The sequence below is a fragment of the Pseudomonas sp. H1_G08 genome (genome assembly GCF_054681355.1).
On record NZ_CP162822.1, the window covers coordinates 2,044,795 to 2,064,731 of the forward strand.

13 protein-coding genes are annotated in these 19,937 nt (G+C 59.8%); 5 read left to right on the top strand and 8 right to left on the bottom strand.

Annotated elements, in window-relative coordinates; all coding sequences use genetic code 11:
- Positions 1-14: 14 nt before the first annotated feature.
- A complete protein-coding gene (locus tag AB4N85_RS09315) occupies positions 15-2,489 on the bottom strand; it encodes a UvrD-helicase domain-containing protein (protein WP_150635181.1) in 2,475 nt (824 codons plus the stop codon).
- Between the two features lie 260 nt (positions 2,490-2,749).
- Between AB4N85_RS09315 and AB4N85_RS09320 the strand changes: the two genes are divergently transcribed.
- A complete protein-coding gene (locus AB4N85_RS09320; RefSeq protein ID WP_016774845.1) occupies positions 2,750-3,445 on the top strand; it encodes a pirin family protein in 696 nt (231 codons plus the stop codon).
- A 55-nt stretch (positions 3,446-3,500) separates the two neighbouring features.
- Here the strand turns inward: AB4N85_RS09320 and pgm are convergent, their stop codons facing one another.
- The 4 genes from pgm to AB4N85_RS09340 form a co-directional block, all read right to left on the bottom strand.
- Positions 3,501-5,147, bottom strand: coding sequence for a phosphoglucomutase (alpha-D-glucose-1,6-bisphosphate-dependent) (gene pgm / locus AB4N85_RS09325; protein ID WP_095180093.1), 1,647 nt, complete (start codon positions 5,145-5,147; stop codon positions 3,501-3,503).
- A 108-nt stretch (positions 5,148-5,255) separates the two neighbouring features.
- Positions 5,256-6,656 (bottom strand): aminotransferase-like domain-containing protein, encoded by a 1,401-nt coding sequence (locus AB4N85_RS09330; protein WP_252867675.1) that lies wholly within the window; start codon positions 6,654-6,656, stop codon positions 5,256-5,258.
- 49 nt (positions 6,657-6,705) lie between these two features.
- Positions 6,706-8,172: a hypothetical protein gene (locus tag AB4N85_RS09335; RefSeq protein ID WP_252867676.1), complete on the bottom strand. Its 1,467-nt coding sequence runs from the start codon at positions 8,170-8,172 to the stop codon at positions 6,706-6,708.
- A gap of 550 nt (positions 8,173-8,722) precedes the next feature.
- Entirely contained in the window at positions 8,723-9,745 is a 1,023-nt protein-coding gene (locus AB4N85_RS09340; protein WP_095180096.1) for a zinc-dependent alcohol dehydrogenase family protein, read from the bottom strand.
- A 270-nt stretch (positions 9,746-10,015) separates the two neighbouring features.
- On the opposite strand from AB4N85_RS09340, the gene AB4N85_RS09345 reads away from it, so the two are divergent.
- Positions 10,016-10,930, top strand: a complete 915-nt coding sequence (locus AB4N85_RS09345; protein ID WP_016774850.1) for a LysR family transcriptional regulator — start codon at positions 10,016-10,018, stop codon at positions 10,928-10,930.
- A gap of 6 nt (positions 10,931-10,936) precedes the next feature.
- Here the strand turns inward: AB4N85_RS09345 and AB4N85_RS09350 are convergent, their stop codons facing one another.
- The 3 genes from AB4N85_RS09350 to gcvA all read right to left on the bottom strand — a co-directional run bounded on the left by AB4N85_RS09350 (position 10,937) and on the right by gcvA (position 13,536).
- Positions 10,937-11,698, bottom strand: a complete 762-nt coding sequence (locus AB4N85_RS09350; protein WP_252867677.1) for an SDR family oxidoreductase — start codon at positions 11,696-11,698, stop codon at positions 10,937-10,939.
- Positions 11,699-11,727: 29 nt separating this feature from the next.
- Positions 11,728-12,555 (bottom strand): DMT family transporter, encoded by an 828-nt coding sequence (locus AB4N85_RS09355; protein WP_252867678.1) that lies wholly within the window; start codon positions 12,553-12,555, stop codon positions 11,728-11,730.
- A 75-nt stretch (positions 12,556-12,630) separates the two neighbouring features.
- On the bottom strand, positions 12,631-13,536 hold the full coding sequence (gcvA, locus tag AB4N85_RS09360) for a transcriptional regulator GcvA (protein WP_056789797.1): 906 nt from the start codon (positions 13,534-13,536) through the stop codon (positions 12,631-12,633).
- Between the two features lie 370 nt (positions 13,537-13,906).
- Between gcvA and mexE the strand changes: the two genes are divergently transcribed.
- From mexE to AB4N85_RS09375, 3 genes are read left to right on the top strand one after another with little or no spacing between them, the layout of a single operon-like run.
- Entirely contained in the window at positions 13,907-15,160 is a 1,254-nt protein-coding gene (gene mexE / locus AB4N85_RS09365; RefSeq protein ID WP_039761553.1) for a multidrug efflux RND transporter periplasmic adaptor subunit MexE, read from the top strand.
- Between the two features lie 15 nt (positions 15,161-15,175).
- Positions 15,176-18,367 carry an efflux RND transporter permease subunit gene (locus tag AB4N85_RS09370; protein ID WP_041480270.1) on the top strand — a complete coding sequence of 1,064 codons (3,192 nt, stop codon included), beginning with the start codon at positions 15,176-15,178 and terminating at the stop codon, positions 18,365-18,367.
- Positions 18,364-19,785: an efflux transporter outer membrane subunit gene (locus tag AB4N85_RS09375; RefSeq protein WP_150635171.1), complete on the top strand. Its 1,422-nt coding sequence runs from the start codon at positions 18,364-18,366 to the stop codon at positions 19,783-19,785. The genes AB4N85_RS09370 and AB4N85_RS09375 overlap by 4 nt, the downstream gene beginning before the upstream one ends.
- The last annotated feature ends 152 nt before the right edge of the window (positions 19,786-19,937 follow it).

Genomic DNA, 19,937 nt, shown 5'->3' on the forward strand with positions numbered 1-19,937 from the left:
GGCTTTTTTATTGATCAGGCGCTGGCCTTCTCGGTTCGATGATCGACGAAGAACGGCTTGCCCTTGGCAACTCGATCCGATGCCCTCGGCATGTTTACCGCTTGGGTTTCCTGCGGTTCGACGTACCAGTAGCAATGGCTGACGGCGCGCGTGATACCAACGTAGGCAAGGCGCAGGATTTCGTCTTTTTGCGCATTGTCGTACGGCTCGCTATCGCCACTTTTGCCCAATCCCGCCATGCGATACACCTGGTTCTTGTACGGAGAACTGGTCAGATGCTGGCAATCACCCAGCAGGAATACCGCATCAGCCTGCAAGCCTTTGGCGCTGTGATAGGTCAGCTGTTTCAGCCGCCGCGCATCATAGGGCAAGCTCGAATCCACATTAATTACAGGCTGAATATGCTGCTCAATCAATAACCTATCGCTGCTTTTTCGATAAAGCATCAGGATTGAATCACCCCGCCGGTAATGCTCGGCCAGACGCTGCCCCAACGCTTCATCGTCACGCTCAAGCACGTTGACCGGGTGAAGCGGCTTGGGCTCACCACTGGCCTTGGCCTTCTTGCCTGCGATCGCCGGCGCTGCACGGACAATGTGTTCAGCGGCGTCGATGATGTGCTGGTGGCTGCGGTAGTTGTCACTGAGCATGACCCGCGTGGTGCTCGGCGACGGAAATTCCTTGTTGAACTCCATGAAGTAACTCGGAGAACTGCCGCGCCAGCCGTAAATCGACTGCCAGTCATCACCGACGCACAATAGCGACGACCGCTGCGCCCCTCGCCCAACGTGCATGGCCGGGCCACGGCTGCGGATTTCATTGAGGCTGGCGCGAATCCACGAAACGATCTGCGGCGATACGTCCTGGAATTCGTCGATCATCAGATGCGCCATCGGCCGCAGCAGCTCGTCGCTGAGGAGCTTGAGGTTTTCCGGCGAGTGTTCGCTGAACAGCGCGAACATGCGGTTGTAGGTCATCACTGGCGGTTTCTGATCCAGCAGGTGATCTTCAAATGCGCGCCAGAACAGGCTCAGGGCTTCGAAGAAAAAGCGGTCGGGATCATCCTTGGCGAAGCTCATTCGACTGACCGCGTCCGGCACATCCAGGCCGAGGTTTTCGATGAAGCCTGCCGCGGCGACAAAACAGTCCAGCAATGGCGAGGATGCCAGCTCGCCCTTGACCTTGTAATCAAATCCGGGACCGGCGCTAGCATCTCCGGCCAACGTCGCAAGAACGCGCCTGGATGACTCGTAACTATCCATCCATATCAATGGCTTACGGCAGAAAGCTTGAAACAGGGTGCGCTTGACCGCCCACTCTGCACGGACACTCAGCTTGGCGTTGGGTCGGGTCAGCTGGGCGTTTTCCTTGGGATCAAAGCCGAGCACCACCCAGGCATCGAGGCTGGGAATATAGCCGTGAGCGTGGAACTTCGAGCCATTGATTTCGAAGGCCTGCCGATTCGGCTCGATGCCTTTAATGGGCCACGCACCGGCGCGAAACCACAGATCCTCGATGACATCGCAGAGCTCTTCATCGCGCTTGGCCGCCAGTTCGGTGACCGCCATGCGTTTCTGCACATCGGGGTGATCCCGTTCCAGTTCCTTTAATTGCAAACCCGCGCGGGACAGCGGCTGGATCAACTGGCGGAAACGCTCATCGTCGTTGAACAGCCGGTGATAACAAGCGTTCAGTTGCTGCCGCTGCGCGTCGTTGATCCGCAGGTCAAACGGATTGCTGTCGACCTCCTCTGCGCCACTTTGCGGGCGATCGCTGAGGTTCTCGAAGGCCTGCAAGCGCTCGAAACCCGGCAGGCTGCGCACCATCGGCAGGATGCGCGAGTGGAAGGTTCGCACCAGTTCGCGCGCCTGCTTGAGGTTCAGCGGCTGCCCCCACAACGTGAATATTTCGATGAGCTTGTTAATGAAGTCCTTGCGCGATTCACGGGTGAAGGTCACCACAGTCATCGAATCCAGCTCAAAACCCAGATAATGGCTGAGCAACAGTATGCGCAGCACCAGCGTGGTCGACTTGCCGGCGCCCGCACCGGCGACCACCGAGGTGGACGGCGTATCGCTGAAGATCATTTTCCATTGCGCGGCGCTGGGCTGGGCGTGGGCCGGGAGCAAACGAGCGACGTCAGCCTTGATGCGTTTTTTCAATTCGGCGGTGAGCGGCAGGCGCCAGTCATCGAACAGGTTGTTATCGACGCTGGGCGGCCGATGCTCGGTGTTGCGGCTGTCGCGAATCAGCAGAACCTGGCGGCCTTCCTCCAGACCCTCAAGCTTGCCCTCCTTGAAACCATATTCGACGCCGGCTGTGTGGCCACTGCGAAATCCGTCAGCTTGCCCGTGCAGCCACGATGCCCGGTGCTGCGCGCGCAGCTTGGTCAGACCGTGACCAAAGAATCGCGCGGCCAGACGCTTGAACCAGGGCATCTCGGCCAGTGGACGAAGTTCAGGGGGAAGATCGGGGGTGTGTTGCGCCACGCTGACGGACTCCAGGGTGTGAGGCTGTGGCGGCTATGGTGTCTGGATTTGCTGATGAGTTCTAGCGAAATGCTTACAGGTCATCGGTTTAGGCGACGAATTGAAAGTCGGATGAGACGATTTTGAGGCAAATTCCTATCGAATAACCTGATCATGACGCGGCAGTTTTTGCGCTTTTTATCGATGATTGCCTGATAGATGATCGTCGTCATCAACCACGGGGCCCGCCCCCCTGACGAACCTAATTTTAGGAGACGATCATGCTTGAACTCAGACCCTTCAGCTCGCTGGGCGGCGCCCATCATGGCTGGCTGGACGCGCATCACCACTTTTCGTTTGCCGAGTACTACGACCCGCAGCGGATGAGCTGGGGCAATCTGCGCGTGTGGAACGACGACATCATCGCTGCAGGCACAGGTTTTCCGCAGCATCCGCACCGCGACATGGAAATCATCACTTACGTGCGAGAAGGTGCCATCACGCACCAGGACAATTTGGGCAACAAGGGCCGCACCGAAGCTGGTGATGTACAAGTGATGAGTGCCGGCACCGGCATCGCCCACAGCGAGTACAACCTCGAAGACAAGGAAACCAAGATCTTCCAGATCTGGATTCTGCCGACCGAAACCGGTGCGCCGCCGTCGTGGGGAGCCAAGCCGTTTCCCAAAGGCGAGCGCGAAGGTTTTGTCACCTTGGCCAGCGGCAAAGACGGCGACGATGAGAGCCTGCACATTCGCGCCAATGCGCGCCTGGTGGCGGCGAACATCAAGGCCGGTGAAACCGCAGAATATCGACTGGATGAAGGACGGCGCGCCTATCTGGTTCCGGCCACTGGCGTGATCGAGGTCAATGGCTTGCGTGCCCAAGCGCGTGACGGTGTGGCGGTAGCCCATGAGCAAGTGCTGACGGTCACGGCGATCGAGGACAGCGAGATCGTACTGGTCGACCTGGCTTGATCGGCAAGGCAATAAAAAAGGGCAACCATTACGGTTGCCCTTTTTCATGTGCGCATCATTTGCTGGAAATGGCGCCATCTACCAAAGTTTGCGCCTCGGCCACCAGTTGCTTGAGGTGGTCGTCGCCGAGGAAGCTTTCGGCGTAGATCTTGTAGATGTCTTCAGTGCCCGAAGGACGCGCGGCGAACCAGCCGTTTTCGGTCATGACTTTCAGACCGCCAATGGCTTGATCGTTGCCCGGTGCATGGCTGAGGATGCTCTGGATCTTCTCGCCTGCCAGCTCGGTCGAGGTGACCTGTTCCGGCGCCAGCTTGCTCAGCAGTGCCTTCTGCTCAGGGTTGGCCTTGGCGTCGACGCGTACCGAGAACGGCTCGCCCAGTTCGTCGGTCAGCGCTCGGTAGGCCTGACTTGGATCGCGCCCGGTGCGCGCCGTCATTTCGGCGGCGAGCAAGGCTGGAATCAGACCGTCCTTGTCGGTGCTCCATACACCGCCATCCTTGCGCAGGAACGAGGCGCCAGCGCTCTCTTCACCGCCAAAACCCAGCGAACCATCGAACAGACCGTCGGCGAACCACTTGAACCCGACCGGCACTTCGTACAGTCGACGGCCCAGGCGCTTGGCCACGCGGTCGATCAGACCGCTGCTGACCACGGTTTTGCCCACGGCGGCATCAGCGCGCCATTGCGGACGATTCTGGAACAGGTAGTCGATGGATACCGCCAGATAGTTGTTCGGCGCGAGCAAACCACCGGACGGCGTGACGATGCCGTGGCGGTCGTGGTCCGGGTCGCAGGCAAACGCCACGTCGAAGCGCTCTTTGAGGCCGATCAGGCCCTGCATCGCGTGGCTGGACGACGGATCCATACGGATTTGGCCGTCCCAGTCGACGGTCATGAAACGGAACGTTGAATCGACCTGTTTATTCACCACTTCCAGGTCGAGACGGTAGTGTTCGGCAATGGCCGACCAATAGCGCACCCCTGCTCCGCCCAGCGGATCGACACCGAGACGCAGCTTGGCGTCGCGGATGGCATCGAAGTCGATGACGTTGATCAGGTCGGCGACATAGGTGTTCAGGTAATCGTGGCGATGGGTCGTGCTGGCCTTGAGCGCCTGCTCGTAGCTGATGCGTTTGACCCCGGCCAGTTTGTTCGCCAGCAGTTCGTTAGCCTTGGCTTCGATCCACTTGGTGATGTGGGTATCGGCCGGGCCACCGTTGGTTGGGTTGTATTTGTAGCCACCGCTCTGTGGCGGGTTATGCGACGGCGTGATGACGATACCGTCAGCCAGGCCGGAGGTACGGCCGCGGTTGTAGCAGAGAATGGCGTGGGAAACTGCCGGGGTCGGCGTGTACTCATCGCCTTCGGCGATCATCACGGTGACGCCATTGGCGGCGAGGACTTCCAGTGCGCTGGCGCCGGCCGGGGTCGACAATGCATGGGTGTCGATGCCGACGAACAGCGGGCCGGTAATGCCTTGGGCTTCGCGATACAGGCAGATCGCCTGGCTGATGGCCAGAACGTGCCATTCGTTGAAACTCAAATCGAACGAACTGCCGCGGTGGCCGGACGTGCCGAACGCCACTCGCTGGGTAGAAATCGATGCATCAGGCTGGCCGGTGTAATAGGCCGTAACCAGTCGCGGGATGTCGACCAACAGTTCTGCCGGTGCCGGTTTGCCCGCAAAAGGACTGAGTGTCATGCAAAAACCTCTGAAATCGGAGTGGTTCAGGAAATGCAGCGCAGTTTACTGGCAGTTTGACCACTGTGCGACGGGATGTATCCGAAACTCGCCCGATGTTTTTTAACGTTATTGGCCGGGCGACAGGCGCAAGGCATCGCCGAGCAAGCCGATGACACTCGGCAAATCCCGCTCGCCATGGTTCAGCGCGCTCAAACGCAGATGATCCGCATGCAAGCCCTGCAGACTGAACAGCTCGCCCGGTGCGACGATGATCTGTTGCTTGAGCAGGCGATGAAACACGCTTGCCATGTCGACCGGGCGTAACGAACGTACCCACACCGTCGCCCCGCCCGGCGGCTCGCCAATCTGCAGGGTATCGCCCAGGCGTTCGCGCAGTGTCTGGATCAACACGGCTCGCCGCTCACCCAGCATCCGCCGCAACACGGATAAATGCTGATCAAGCCGTCCGCCATTCAACAGCCGCGCAATCGCCTTTTGGCGAATGGGCGACAAGCGAAACGCCCGCAGCAGAAAATGGCGCTGCAATTCCTCGCGCCAGTGACGCGACAAGACAAAGCCGAATGGTGCTTCGGCGCCGATGAATTTCTCGAAAGTGGAAAACACCAGCAGACGATCAGGATCGAGCCAACTGCGCAAACGCTGCGAATCATTGCGCTCGTCAAGCTCGCTGTAGCAGTCGTTTTCCAGTACCCAGACGCCATGATGATTGAGCAACTCCGCCGTGGCCCGCTGACATTCGCGAGTGAAACCGTTGCCTTGGGGCATGCTCAGCACGGAAGACAGCAGGATCAAACGAACCGGCTCGTTCTTCAGCAGTGATTCGAGTGACGACAGATCGAGCACGCCTCGGGCAAGCAATGGCCACTCGATCACGCGTACTCCGCACGACTCGAGCAGGCGCAGGATGACCCAGTCGCACGGTGATTCGACAATCACGGTGGCCTGACGCAATCCAAGCACCGAAATCAGAATCTCCAGGACCCCGCGCAGATCAGCACCGATATAAATGTCATCGGCGTGCCAGAAGTGCTCTGTCGAGCTGGTATACCGCGCCGCCAGCGCAACCCGCAATTCCAGTTCACCGCAAGGCTGCACGAATGTCTGCAACTGACGCGGGTATTGACGCAAAAGCTCACGTTCCGAGGTCAGCAACGGACTGTCCAACGGTTGCAGCGAGGCCGGTTCGTCAGCACTCAACACACACATCCCGGGACGCCTGGCGTTGACGTACACGGTCTCCAGCAGGTCATTGCCGTTGCCGGGTGCATCCATGCTGAACTGCGCTTGCGCGTAATACCCTGACTTGGCGATCGAATAGACCCGGCCTTCCTTTTCCAGAAGCGAATAGGCGTATTGCACCGTTGAGATGGAGACATTCAGCCGGTCCGCCAGTTGTCGCAAGGAAGGCATGCGTACCGCCCCACCACCTCCGGCAGCATCAATCAGCGTTGTCAGATATCGATAAACTGCCTGATAAACAAAGTCGTTGTCCCGCGCGCCCTTCACACCCTCATTTCCGTAGATATTGGTTCACAATCCAGGCTCTGGCTCACCGTCAGCGTTCCGTCGACCGCTCGAACGGCGCAGCCGAACGCGCCTCGTCCGAACCCGAACTCTCCGAGGAGAATTGCGCAGGTGCATCAATCTGCACAGGGCCCATTGCATACAGGCGGTTCAACAGCCTGACTGGCAAGCCGCTGACTTCCGTCAGCCACTTCATCACCTGCTCGGGTGCGTGCAGACCCTGCATGGCGCGGTGCAGGTCCGGCATGGCGACCAGCATGCCGGGATGACAGTTGCGCAGGAAGCGTTCGAGACCTTTGCCGTTGTCGATGAACGGCGCAAACAGCAGGCACGCCAACTGCGTTTCGGTCAATCCGAAACCATTACTGAGGTAATCCTCGGCAAGCATCCGCAGTTGTTCTGGCCCGCCGGCGTTGTCGTAGCTGGCCAGCAAGTGCTCGCAGACGGTTTCGGCAACCTGCTTTCGCCGCATGTCGGCCAGCGTGTGCCGGACGTAATCGTCGATGCCCGCCTCATAGGCGCGCCCCTCGATGAACCGTGCGTACAAACCTCGCACATGTGCCGAGATCAAAGGATCAGCAAACACCGCTTCGCCTTGGTATAGCGCGAGATCATCAGGTTCATAACCGAGAAACTCGCCCAACAGCGGCCAGCGGTCCTCGAGCTTGCCGACCATCATGTCGTTGATGTCGATAAAACTGGTGCGCCGGCAGGCTTCGAACTCACCTTCCGGCCGCCACACGGTCCGGTCATCATCGGCACGCAGTTCCCGGTAAAAGTCATCACCGAGCTCGTCGAGCAGAGGAAAAAGCGTTTCGAATCCGGCATTGACCAGGCCTGGAGCCGGTATTGCCACTCGCTGCATCGCGCGGTTCAGGCCTTCGAGGAAATGCTGCTGACTGCCTTTGGTTTCGGTGCTGATCATGGCGTCGACGCCGTTGTTCCAGCGCGCGATCTGGCTGTAGTACTCGGCCGTCGCCAGGTAGGCGTCATCCCATAATTCAGGTGTTTCCAGCCAGGTGCGACAGTGCCCCACCAGCAGCAGATTGACCCGGCTGGCCTCGCGCCCTTCATTGCTGACAGGCGTGCGATGGTCGAACGGCAGGACCTCGCGGTTATCCACCATCAGCACCTCGACCCGCGGATCGTCATAAAGGAATAGCGCACTGTAGCTGCGATGCAGGTTTTGCAGGGCGAGCGGGCTGTCGCCATTCCAGCGCAGGGAAGCCACGCGCAGCTGAAAGGTCGCCGGAGCACGGCCGGCAATGGTCAACTGAGCGGCCCGGAGCAAGGCCAGGGTATAGCAGCCGTCCCGCAGGCCGGACTGAGGCACCAGCACCTTGAATTGCCCGATGTTTTCCATGCCGCCTGCGGCCACCACCAGGCGCTGTATCAGCAATTGCAATGCCGTGCGCTCGGCTCGGGAAAAGAAACTCAGCAAACGCTGCAATACTTGCTGATAGACATAGTTCATTGCCTGATCATGGATCGTGCTCATCGGTATTTACCCGGTATCAAAAGTTTCATGCCGCGCAGACATGACAGTAGGCGCGCGGCAATTGGATCAATAAGTAATAGACGCTGAAATGCTAACACTTACAAAGTTGTAGTTATTTGAAACACTTCACCTGAACAAAGCCTTCCAGATGCCAGGCTTGACGCTCAACCACCCGTATTCATTGGCCTTTCGCCACTCAACAATGTTCTGAGGAAACTTCCCACAACGTCCCACGCCAAATCATTACAAGAAAAAGAGAAGCAACTTCCGAATCGCCCTACAGCAATTAAACAGAAATTGACGAAGCCAGCTGAGCCAGCCATTTGATATTGCCTCGGACAAATTGAATGCACAGCCATAGCTCATTCCTTGAGATGAAAGTAATCATTCAATTATCAGTGCTTATAGTGTGATTAGAAGATACAGATGAACGGCAAAAACCAGTTCAGTTGCTGAAAAGGCCAATGCTTCGATATTGGGGAGGGTTTACTGACAGCGAGGGTATAAACAGAAAAGAGTCCGTGGCGGCCACGGACTCTGATGAGCGGATTTACGCGGTTTCCACTTGCAGGGCCACTCGCTCGCGGCATGGGCATTCGTCCATGTAGCGATGCGCTTCGACGAACTCGTTGAACGGGAATACACGAGTCTTGAGCGGCAAAAGCACGCGGTCAGCGGTCAACTGGTTGATGTCACGCAAAGCACGCTGCAGAGCGACGTGGTCCTGGACAATGCCCAGCTCCGGCTTGCCGGTGAAGTTGCCGATGCAGTGCACAAAGAACTGAATGTTTTTCTGGAACGCTGCACACGCCGGGAACGGGGTCTGGTTACCACCTTGCAGCCCGTACAGCACCAGACTGCCGCGTGGCGCCAGCACATCGCCGAGCAACGACATCTGCGGGCCGCCAAGACCATCGAACACCACATCGACGCCGCGGTTGTCGGTGATCTTGTTGATACGCATCAACAGATCTTCCTCTTCGGTGACGATGACCTTCTCCGCACCGAGGGACAGCAGGTACTCCCGCTCCTCCGCCGATTTGGTCGCGGCGATCACTCGCACACCCAGCGCCTTGCCCAATTGCACAAACGACGGGCCGGCGCAGTGGCTGGCGTCAGTCACCAGCGCAAATTGACCCGGTTTGACCCGCGCCAGATCGGCATAAGCGAAGTAGGCGATCAGCAGCGGCGTGTAATGCACGCTCGCTTCGATCGGGCTGAGCACATCGGGATAACGGGTCAGCGCGGTGCGCGGCAGGACGATCGACTCGCCGTAAACCGGATAGTCGTTCGGGCTTTCCGCAGGAAAACTGGCCACTTTGTCGCCGACGGACAGGTCTTCGACATCAGCGCCCACCGCAGTGACCACGCCAGCCATTTCATGACCGAGGCCCGAAGGCAGACGTGCCTGGGACGACGCCAGATTCTGGCGCCACAGGGTGTCGTACCAACTGATGCCGATTGCCTCGACACGCACCTGCACTTCGCCAGGACCTGGCTGAGCAGCCGCATGCTCTTCGCATTTGAGCACCTCGGCCGGACCAAACTTGTGAAAACGGATCGTGCGGGACATCGCAAACCTCGTCAAAGTAACCTCTAATGCCATGAACTCTATCTGGGCTTTCGACCCAAGACCATCAGTGGCTATTAATAGTCGACATGCCTGTCATTGATTCCGCATCAAGGGCGGCATTGGCAAAATCCATGAAAAAAGGCCTGCCACCGTCGCAGTAAAGCTGAATTTTCCGGTGCAGAGTACCAGCCTTTCCCCGTAAGATTCATGCCGGCCATTGTTCTCATATGGCCGCCCTCGTCAAGTTTGATGACTCTGCCAGGACTCCAGATGAATCGTAATGACCTGCGTCGTGTCGACCTGAACCTGCTGATCGTGTTCGAAACATTGATGCACGAACGCAGTGTGACTCGGGCCGCGGAAAAATTGTTCCTCGGCCAACCGGCTATCAGTGCGGCCTTGTCGCGCCTGCGCAGCCTGTTTGACGATCCCTTGTTTGTCCGCACCGGTCGCAGCATGGAACCTTCCGCGCGCGCGGTGGAAATCTTCGCCCTGCTCTCGCCTGCCCTTGATTCGATCTCGACCGCCGTCAGTCGTGCCGCCGATTTTGATCCGGCGACCAGCACCTCGGTGTTTCGCATCGGTTTGTCCGACGACGTCGAATTCGCGCTGCTGCCCATGCTGCTCAAGCGTCTGCGCGCCGAAGCACCGGGCATTGTCCTCGTGGTACGGCGGGTCAATTACATCCTGATGCCGGGCCTGCTGGCCTCCGGCGAGATTTCGATCGGCGTCAGCTACACCACCGACCTACCGGCCAACGCCAAGCGCAAGGTCCTGCGCCGCAGCGCACCGAAGCTACTGCGCGCCGACACCGTGCCGGGGCCGCTGAGCCTGGACGACTACTGCGCCCGACCGCATGCACTGGTGTCGTTCGCTGGCGACCTCAGTGGTTTCGTCGATGAAGAACTGGAAAAACTCGGACGCAAACGGCACGTAGTGCTGGCGGTACCGCAGTTCAACGGATTGGGCACGCTGCTGGCAGGCACCGATATCGTCGCGACCGTGCCGGATTACACGGCTGAGGCACTGACGGCAGCTGGCGGTCTGCGTGCTGAGGATCCGCCACTGCCGACGCGGACCTTTGAATTGCACATGGCATGGCGTGGGTCGCAGGATAACGACCCGGGAGAGCGGTGGTTGAGGTCGCGGATTCAGATGTTTTTTGGCGATCCGGATAGTCTGTAGCCGGACCTACTTGCCACCCGTCACATCCAGAAAAGTCCCGGTGACAAACGAAGCATCCGCGCTGGCCAGCCACAAGATGGCCCGCGCCACCTCTTCCGGCTGACCGCCCCGGCCCATCGGGATCGACTCCTTCACGCGATCCACCCGCCCCGGTTCGCCGCCGCTGGCGTGCATATCGGTATAGATGTGCCCCGGGCGAATGCAGTTGACCCGAATTCCCTCGCGCGCAACTTCCTTGGCAAAGCCGATGGTGAAAGTTTCCAGCGCGCCTTTCGATGCTGCGTAGTCGACGTATTCATTCGGGCTACCCAGGCGCGCCGAGGCAGAAGAAACGTTGATCACTGCGCCACCTGTGCCGCCGTGCCGGTAAGCCATGCGCTTCACCGCCTGCTGCGCGCACAGGATCGGCCCAAGCGCATTGACTGCGAAGATGCGCTGCATGCGTTCGAATCTCAGGTCCTCCATGCGTGACTGCTTCGCCAGCACGCCAGCGTTATTGACCAGAACGTCGATACGCCCGAATGTACGATCAATGGCCGAGAACAGCTCAGCGACCTGCTCAGGGTCAGCGCTGTCAGCACGCACCGCCAGCGCCTTTCGCCCCAACGCTTCGATATCCGCCACCACCGCCATCGCGGCAGACTCGTTGGCAACGTAGCTGATGGCAACGTCATAGCCTTGCGCGGCGGCGAGTCGGGCGGTGGCGGCGCCGACTCCGCGACTGCCGCCGGTGATCAGAATCAGCGGTGCTTGCGAGACTTTATCCATGCGACGTTCTCCTGAGCAGTTGGCCTATGTCAGCCGATGATGATGGCGCCGCTGGCGATGACCACGCATGCCAGCATCCTGCGGACGGTGAGCTTTTCACCGAGGAACAAATAGCCGAGCAATGCCGCGAACAGCACGCTGGTTTCGCGCAGGGCCGACACCGCGCCCAGTGGCGCTTCGTTCATCGCGTAGATAACAATTGCGTAAGCCAGTAAGGAAACCAGCCCGCCTACCACTGCGGCGAGCATGCCGGGCCGCACGGAAAACAGACTGCGAGCATCGCGCAGGCCGATATACACCAATGGCATCAACACACCCCACAGGGCGCTCATCCACACCGTGTACGCGAGCGGCGCACCGGAATGCCTGGCGCCAATGCCATCGACGACGCTGTAGGCGGCGATGAAACAACCGGTACCCAGCGCATATGGCAGGCTCGGCACCGACAGGCTGCGCCCTCGGAACGCCAACGAGATGATCCCCCCGGACACCAGACCAATGCCAAGCAGTTCGCCGGGGGTTATGGTTTCGCCGGCAAACAGCGCGGCGCCGAGGGTGATCAGCGCTGGCGACGACCCACGGGAAATCGGATAGATCTGCCCTAGATCGCCGACCCGATAGCTGCGTACCAGAAACAGGTTGTAGCCGACATGCAGCAGTGCCGAGAGCAGCGCGTAACCCCAGCTCTCAGGTGCAGGCGGGGCCATGAAAGAGGCGGCGATGGCGCAGACGATGGCGATGGCCACGCACATCATCGTCATCGACCAGAGCCGATCGGCGCCACCGCGCAGCAGCGCGTTCCAGCTGGCGTGCAGGAGCGCGGCGAACAGAACGAGGAGTACGAGATGGATTGGCATGCAGCATTCTAGGCATCCCTGGCATCGGCATTACAGTGAAGTCTCCTCATTACACCGTGAGCAATTGCTCATACTTCAGCGCTGTGCGCTCTGCACCTTCAACGCTTCACTGAGCAACCACTCGCGAAATTTGAGGATATGCGGCTGGGCTTCGATGCCTTTGGGACAGACGAAATAATAAGCAAGCGGCGAAGTGAACGGCACATCGAACAGCCTCACCAGACGGCCGTCGGCAATTTCATTTTCGACATGGCCGCTGCGCACCAACGCCACTCCCTGGCCGAGCAACGCAGCTTCCACCGTCATGTTGGTGTCGCCAAACCTGACGCCTTCGCGCAGCGGTAAAAACTCCAGCCCGACGGACTGAAACCACACCTCCCATTTCGGCGCCAACTCGGCGCCGTCGCGAATGAGTAACGGCATCTGCAGCAACTCGGCGGGACTGCCCGGCCTGCCGACGCGCTGCAGCAGTTCGGGGCTGGCCACGGGAAACACCTGTTCGCCAAACAGGAACTCTGAATACAGGCCGGGGTAATTGCCCTTGCCCAAGCGGATTGCGACATCGGCTTCGCCATTGGCGAAGTGGATGATCTTGTCCGTGGTATCCAGCGACACCAACAGCTCCGGGTGCAGGCGCGACAGAGTCGGCAAGCGTGGTAGCAGCCACTTCAAGGCAAACGAATAAGTGGTGCTGACAGTCAGGCGAACCCTGTCCTTTTGCTCGCGCAGATCCTCCAGCGTTGCTTCAAGGCTGATGAAAAACTCGCGCACGATCGGCGCCAGCGTCGCCCCCGCTGTTGTAAGGCGCAACGCCTTGCCGCGCTCGAACAATTGCAAGCCCCAAAGTTCTTCGAGGTGCCGGAGCTGGTGACTGACGGCGCTTTGGGTCACGTGCAACTCTTGAGCGGCAGCGGTGAACGTCGGGTGTCGGGTGGCCACTTCAAAAGCACGCAGGGTCGCGGTCGGGGGCAGGTCGCGCATAAAAATGATCCGGGGACGATAAATGTCAGAGCATGAGGTTGCGCTCATGTTAGAGCGAAACTCCCTTGGTTGCCCGTTCCGCGATATTGGCGTATTGCTCCGGCAAGTGGGCGAGGTGCTGGTAACAGCGAGGTATTTAATCGCCGGATAATCCTCCGCGCGCAGCGTCGGTCGCAATCATTGCAGATCAAGCAACACAGAATTGCCTTCAGGCCGATTGTTAGCCCCCTAACGAAAGGTGCATGCTAGAGGGCTGCCTCTGCGCTTATATCATTCCGAATGATAGTTACCTTTGCTTCATTCGATTCGTGCCATCACACCCGCGCCGAGCATCATCCGCCCATCTTCAATACTTCGGCGGATTGCATCCATGGAACAATCACTCAAACATTTGCGCTTCCCGTTGGCCATGCTGGCCGTACTGGTGATGAGCGCCTGCGGCAAAACTCCGGAGACTGCCGGCGCCCCGCCCGCTGCCAAAGTCAGCGTAGCCAAGGTGCTGGAACAACCGGTCAACGAGTGGGACGAATTTACCGGGCGCCTCGAAGCGCCGGAAACCGTTGAAATCCGCCCACGGGTTTCGGGCCAGATCGATCAGGTCGCGTTCACCGAAGGCGCGCTGGTCAAGAAAGGCGACCTGCTGTTCCAGATCGATCCGCGTCCGTTCCAGGCCGAGGTACGCCGCCTCGAAGCTCTGGTTGCTCAAGCCCGCGCCACCGCCACTCGCAGCGAAAACGAAGCCGCTCGCGGTGAACGTCTGCGTACCAGCAACGCCATTTCCGCTGAACTGGCCGACTCGCGCACCAGCGCTGCCCAAGAGGCCCGCGCCGCCGTCGGTGCTCTGCAGGCACAATTGGACCTGGCCAAACTGAATCTGAGCTTCACCCGCGTGACCGCACCGATCAGCGGCCGCGTCAGCCGCGCCGAAATCACTGCCGGCAACCTGGTGACCGCCGATACCACCGCACTGACCAGCGTCGTCTCCACCGACAAGGTCTACGCCTATTTCGACGCCGACGAACGCGTGTTCCTCAAATACACCCAACTGGCCCGCAACGGCCAGCGTGGCGCCACTACGCCGGTATACATGGGCCTGTCCAACGAAGACGGCAACCCGCACCTCGGCCAGATGAACTTCGTCGACAACCAGGTCAATCCGAAAACCGGCACCATCCGTGGTCGCGCAGTCTTCGACAACGCTGACGGCACCTACACCCCGGGCTTGTACGCACGGCTGAAACTGGTCGGCAGCGGCACCTACAACGCCATGCTGATCAATGACGAAGCCGTGGGCACTGACCTGGGCAAGAAGTTCGTGCTGGTGATGGATGGCGACAACAAGACCGCCTACCGCGCCGTAGAACTCGGTCCGAAGATTGAAGGCCTGCGCATCGTCCGCAACGGTCTGAACAAGGACGACACCATCATCGTCAAGGGCTTGCAACGGGTTCGTCCTGGCTCACCGGTCACCCCTGAGGTGATTCCGATGGCCAGCGAGCAGACCCTCGCTGCCCTCGCTCAACAACGTCAAGCGCTGGAAGCCAGCAACCTGCCCAAAGTTGCCCCTGCCAAGGGTGCATCGGGTTCGGCTGCGAAGCTGGCTGCTACGACCCCACGCGGTTAAGGGACGACAACTCCGATGAATTTTTCCCAATTCTTCATTTCCCGGCCGATCTTCGCAGCGGTGCTGTCGCTGTTGATCCTGATCGCCGGCGCGATCTCGCTGTTCCAGTTGCCGATCAGCGAATACCCGGAAGTCGTGCCGCCTACCGTGGTCGTGCGCGCCAACTTCCCGGGCGCCAACCCCAAAGTCATCGGTGAAACCGTGGCTGCTCCGCTGGAGCAAGCCATCACCGGCGTCGAGAACATGCTGTATATGTCCTCGCAATCGACCGCCGACGGCAAGATCACCCTGACCATCACCTTCGCCCTGGGCACTGACCTGGACAACGCGCAGGTGCAGGTGCAGAACCGGGTAACCCGGACCGAGCCGAAGCTTCCCGAGGAAGTAACGCGCATCGGTATCACCGTCGACAAGGCATCGCCCGACCTGACCATGGTTGTGCACTTGACCTCACCGGACAAGCGCTACGACATGCTGTACCTGTCCAACTACGCGATCCTCAACATCAAGGATGAGCTTGCTCGCCTCGGTGGTGTCGGTGACGTGCAGTTGTTCGGTATGGGCGACTACTCGCTGCGCGTCTGGCTTGACCCGAACAAGACCGCTTCGCGCAATCTGACCGCGACCGATGTGGTGACCGCGATTCGCGAGCAGAACCGTCAGGTCGCCGCCGGTCAACTGGGCGCGCCCCCTGCCCCGACCGCGCAAAGTTTCCAGCTGTCGGTCAACACTCAAGGCCGTCTGGTTTCCGAAGAAGAGTTCGAGAACATCGTCATTCGCGCAGGCGACGACGGTGAGATCACTCGCCTGAAGGACATCGCACGCATTGAACTGGGTTCCAGCCAATACGCCTTGCGTTCGCTGCTGAACAATCAGCCGGCTGTGGCGATCCCGATCTTCCAGCGTCCCGGTTCCAACGCCATCGACATTTCCAACGAAGTGCGCGGCAAGATGGAAGAGCTGAAGAAAGGCTTCCCGCAGGGCATGGACTACAGCATCGTGTATGACCCGACGATCTTCGTTCGTGGCTCGATCGAGGCGGTGGTGCACACCCTGTTCGAAGCGCTGATCCTCGTGGTGCTGGTGGTGATTCTGTTCCTGCAGACCTGGCGCGCCTCGATCATCCCGTTGGTGGCGGTGCCGGTATCGTTGATCGGTACGTTTGCGGTCATGCACCTGTTCGGTTTCTCGCTCAACGCCCTGTCGCTGTTTGGCCTGGTACTGGCCATCGGTATCGTGGTGGATGACGCCATCGTCGTGGTGGAAAACGTCGAACGGAACATCGAACTCGGCCTGACGCCGGTCGAAGCGACCAAGCGCGCCATGCGGGAAGTGACCGGGCCGATCGTGGCCACCGCACTGGTGCTGTGTGCGGTGTTCATTCCAGCGGCGTTCATTTCCGGCCTCACCGGGCAGTTCTACAAACAGTTCGCACTGACCATCGCTATCTCGACAGTGATCTCGGCGTTCAACTCGCTGACCCTGTCGCCAGCATTGGCCGCTGTGTTGCTGAAAAGCCACGACGCGCCGAAAGACCGCTTCTCGAAAGTGCTCGACAAGATCTTCGGCGGCTGGCTGTTCCGTCCGTTCAACCGCTTCTTCGATCGCGCCAGCCATGGCTACGTCGGCACCGTGCGCCGGGTCATCCGTAGCAGCGGCATCGCCCTGCTCGTATATGCAGGCCTGATGGTACTGACCTTCTTCGGTTTCTCCAGCACGCCGACCGGTTTCGTACCTGGCCAGGACAAACAATACCTGGTGGCGTTCGCGCAATTGCCGGATGCCGCGAGCCTGGATCGCACCGAAGACGTGATCAAGCGCATGTCTGACCTCGCGCTGAAACAGCCGGGCGTGGAAAGCGCCGTAGCGTTCCCGGGCCTGTCGATCAACGGCTTCACCAACAGCCCGAACGCCGGCATCGTCTTCGTGACGCTGAAACCGTTCGACGAGCGTAAAGACCCGAGCATGTCCGCCGGCGCGATTGCCGGCGCCTTGAACGGCCAGTACGCGAACATTCAGGAAGCGTACATGGCGATCTTCCCGCCACCGCCGGTACAAGGTCTGGGCACCATTGGTGGTTTCCGCCTGCAAATCGAAGACCGGGGCAACCTGGGCTACGACGAGCTGTACAAAGAAACCATGAACATCATCAACAAAAGCCACAACGTGCCGGAACTGGCCGGCCTGTTCACCAGCTACACGGTGAACGTGCCGCAGGTCGATGCCGCCATCGACCGTGAAAAAGCCAAGACCCACGGCGTGGCCGTCAGCGATATCTTCGACACCCTGCAGATCTATTTGGGTTCGCTGTATGCCAACGACTTCAACCGCTTCGGGCGCACCTATCAGGTCAACGTTCAGGCTGAACAGCAGTTCCGTCTTGAGTCCGACCAGATCGGTCAGCTGAAAGTACGCAACAACAAAGGCGAAATGATCCCGCTGGCGACCTTCATCAAGGTCAGCGACACCTCGGGGCCGGATCGCGTGATGCACTACAACGGCTTCATCACCGCTGAAATCAACGGTGCCGCAGCCCCGGGCTACAGCTCTGGCCAGGCGGAAAAAGCCATCGAGAAACTGCTCAAGGAAGAACTTCCGAACGGCATGACCTATGAGTGGACCGACCTGACCTACCAGCAGATTCTGTCCGGCAACACCGCGCTGTTCGTGTTCCCGCTCTGCGTACTGCTGGCGTTCCTGGTGCTCGCCGCCCAATACGAAAGCTGGAGCCTGCCACTGGCGGTGATCCTGATCGTACCGATGACCCTGCTGTCGGCCATCACCGGTGTGATCATTTCCGGCGGTGACAACAACATCTTCACCCAGATCGGCTTGATCGTACTGGTGGGACTTGCCTGTAAAAACGCGATTCTGATCGTCGAATTCGCCAAGGACAAACAGGAAGAAGGCCTCGATCCGCTAGCTGCGGTGCTGGAAGCCTGCCGCCTGCGTCTGCGGCCGATTCTGATGACCTCCTTCGCGTTCATCATGGGTGTGGTGCCACTGGTGTTCTCCAGCGGTGCCGGTGCCGAAATGCGTCACGCCATGGGTGTGGCGGTGTTCTCCGGGATGCTCGGGGTGACCTTCTTCGGTCTGCTGCTGACGCCAGTGTTCTATGTACTGATCCGTAACTTTGTCGAACGCGGCGAGCAGCGCAAAGCAGCCAAGGCGCACACTCTTCAAAAGCCACTGGAGGCGCAACAATGAGTCTGAAAGTCTTCCTGCCGAGTCTGCTGGTGCTGGCCCTCAGCGCCTGCGCCGTCGGCCCCGACTACAAGACCCCAGCTACGGAGGCGGCCAACATCACGACCGCCACCGACGGCGCCGCCGGGCAAAAGAACTTCGACCGTTCGAAATTCGAAGGCATCTGGTGGCAGCAATTCGATGATCCGACACTCAACCAGTTGGTGACGCAATCGCTGCAAGGCAACCGTGAACTGCGCGTGGCGTTCGCCCGCTGGAAAGCCGCCCGGGCGATCCGCGACGACGCCAGCAATGACGCGATGCCGACCATCACCAGCCGCGCCAGCAGCGACTTGGGCAAGGGCCAGATTCCCGGCCAGACCACCGACCGGGTCAATAGCGAGCGCTATGACCTCGGTCTGGACATGGCCTGGGAGCTCGACCTGTTCGGCCGCATCCAGCGCAATCTGGAAGCCAGTGACGCCGACCAGCAGGCCGCCGAAGCCGATCTTTACCAGTTGCAAGTCACCATGATTGCCGAACTGGTCGACGCTTACGGTCAACTGCGCGGCGCCCAGCTGCGGGAAAAGATCGCCGTGGCCAACCTGAACAACCAGCAGGAGTCGCGCAAGATCACCATCAGCCTGCGTGACGCCGGTGTCGGTGATCAGCTCGATGTCGAACGCGCCGATGCGCGTCTGGCCAACGTCGAAGCCACGGTGCCGCAGTTGCAGGCGGAACAGGTTCGGCAGAAAAACCGTATCGCTACCCTGCTCGGTGAGCGCCCGGACAAACTGACCGTCGACCTGAGCCCGAAGGATCTGCCGGCCATCGCCAAGGCGCTGCCGATCGGTGATCCGGGTGAACTGCTGCAACGTCGTCCGGACATTCTCAGCGCCGAACGGCAATTGGCTTCGGCCACTGCGCGCATCGGCGTGGCCAAGGCCGACCTGTTCCCGCGGGTCAGCCTCAGCGGCTTCCTCGGCTGGACCGCCGGACGTGGCTCGCAGATCGGTTCCTCGGCAGCCAACGCCTGGGCACTCGGCCCGAGCATCACCTGGGCTGCGTTTGACCTCGGCAGCGTCCGCGCCCGTTTGCGCGGTGCCGATGCTGACGCCGAAGGCGCGCTGGCCAACTACGAGCAACAGGTGCTGCTGGCGCTGGAAGAATCGGAAAATGCCTTCAGCGATTACGGCAAGCGTCAGCAACGTTTGATCTCGCTGATCCGTCAGAGCGAATCGAGTCGCAAGGCCGCTGATCTGGCGGAAATCCGCTACCGCGAAGGCACCACCGATTTCCTCGTCCTGCTCGACGCCCAACGTGAGCGCCTGAACGCCGAAGACAGTCAGGCACAGGCCGAAGTCGAGCTGTATCGCGGCATCGTCGCGATATACAAGGCCCTCGGCGGTGGCTGGCAACCGGAGACGGTCGCCAGCAAGTAAAGGTTGTTAAAGAGCTCCTTTGGTTGGCCGCAACCAACCAAATTTTTTGCCCCGCGTATCATTCGGTCGCGGGGTTTTTTTATGCCTGTTTGCAGCACTGGGATTTTTTGTGGGAGCGAGCCTGCTCGCGAAAGCGTCAGGTCAGACATATC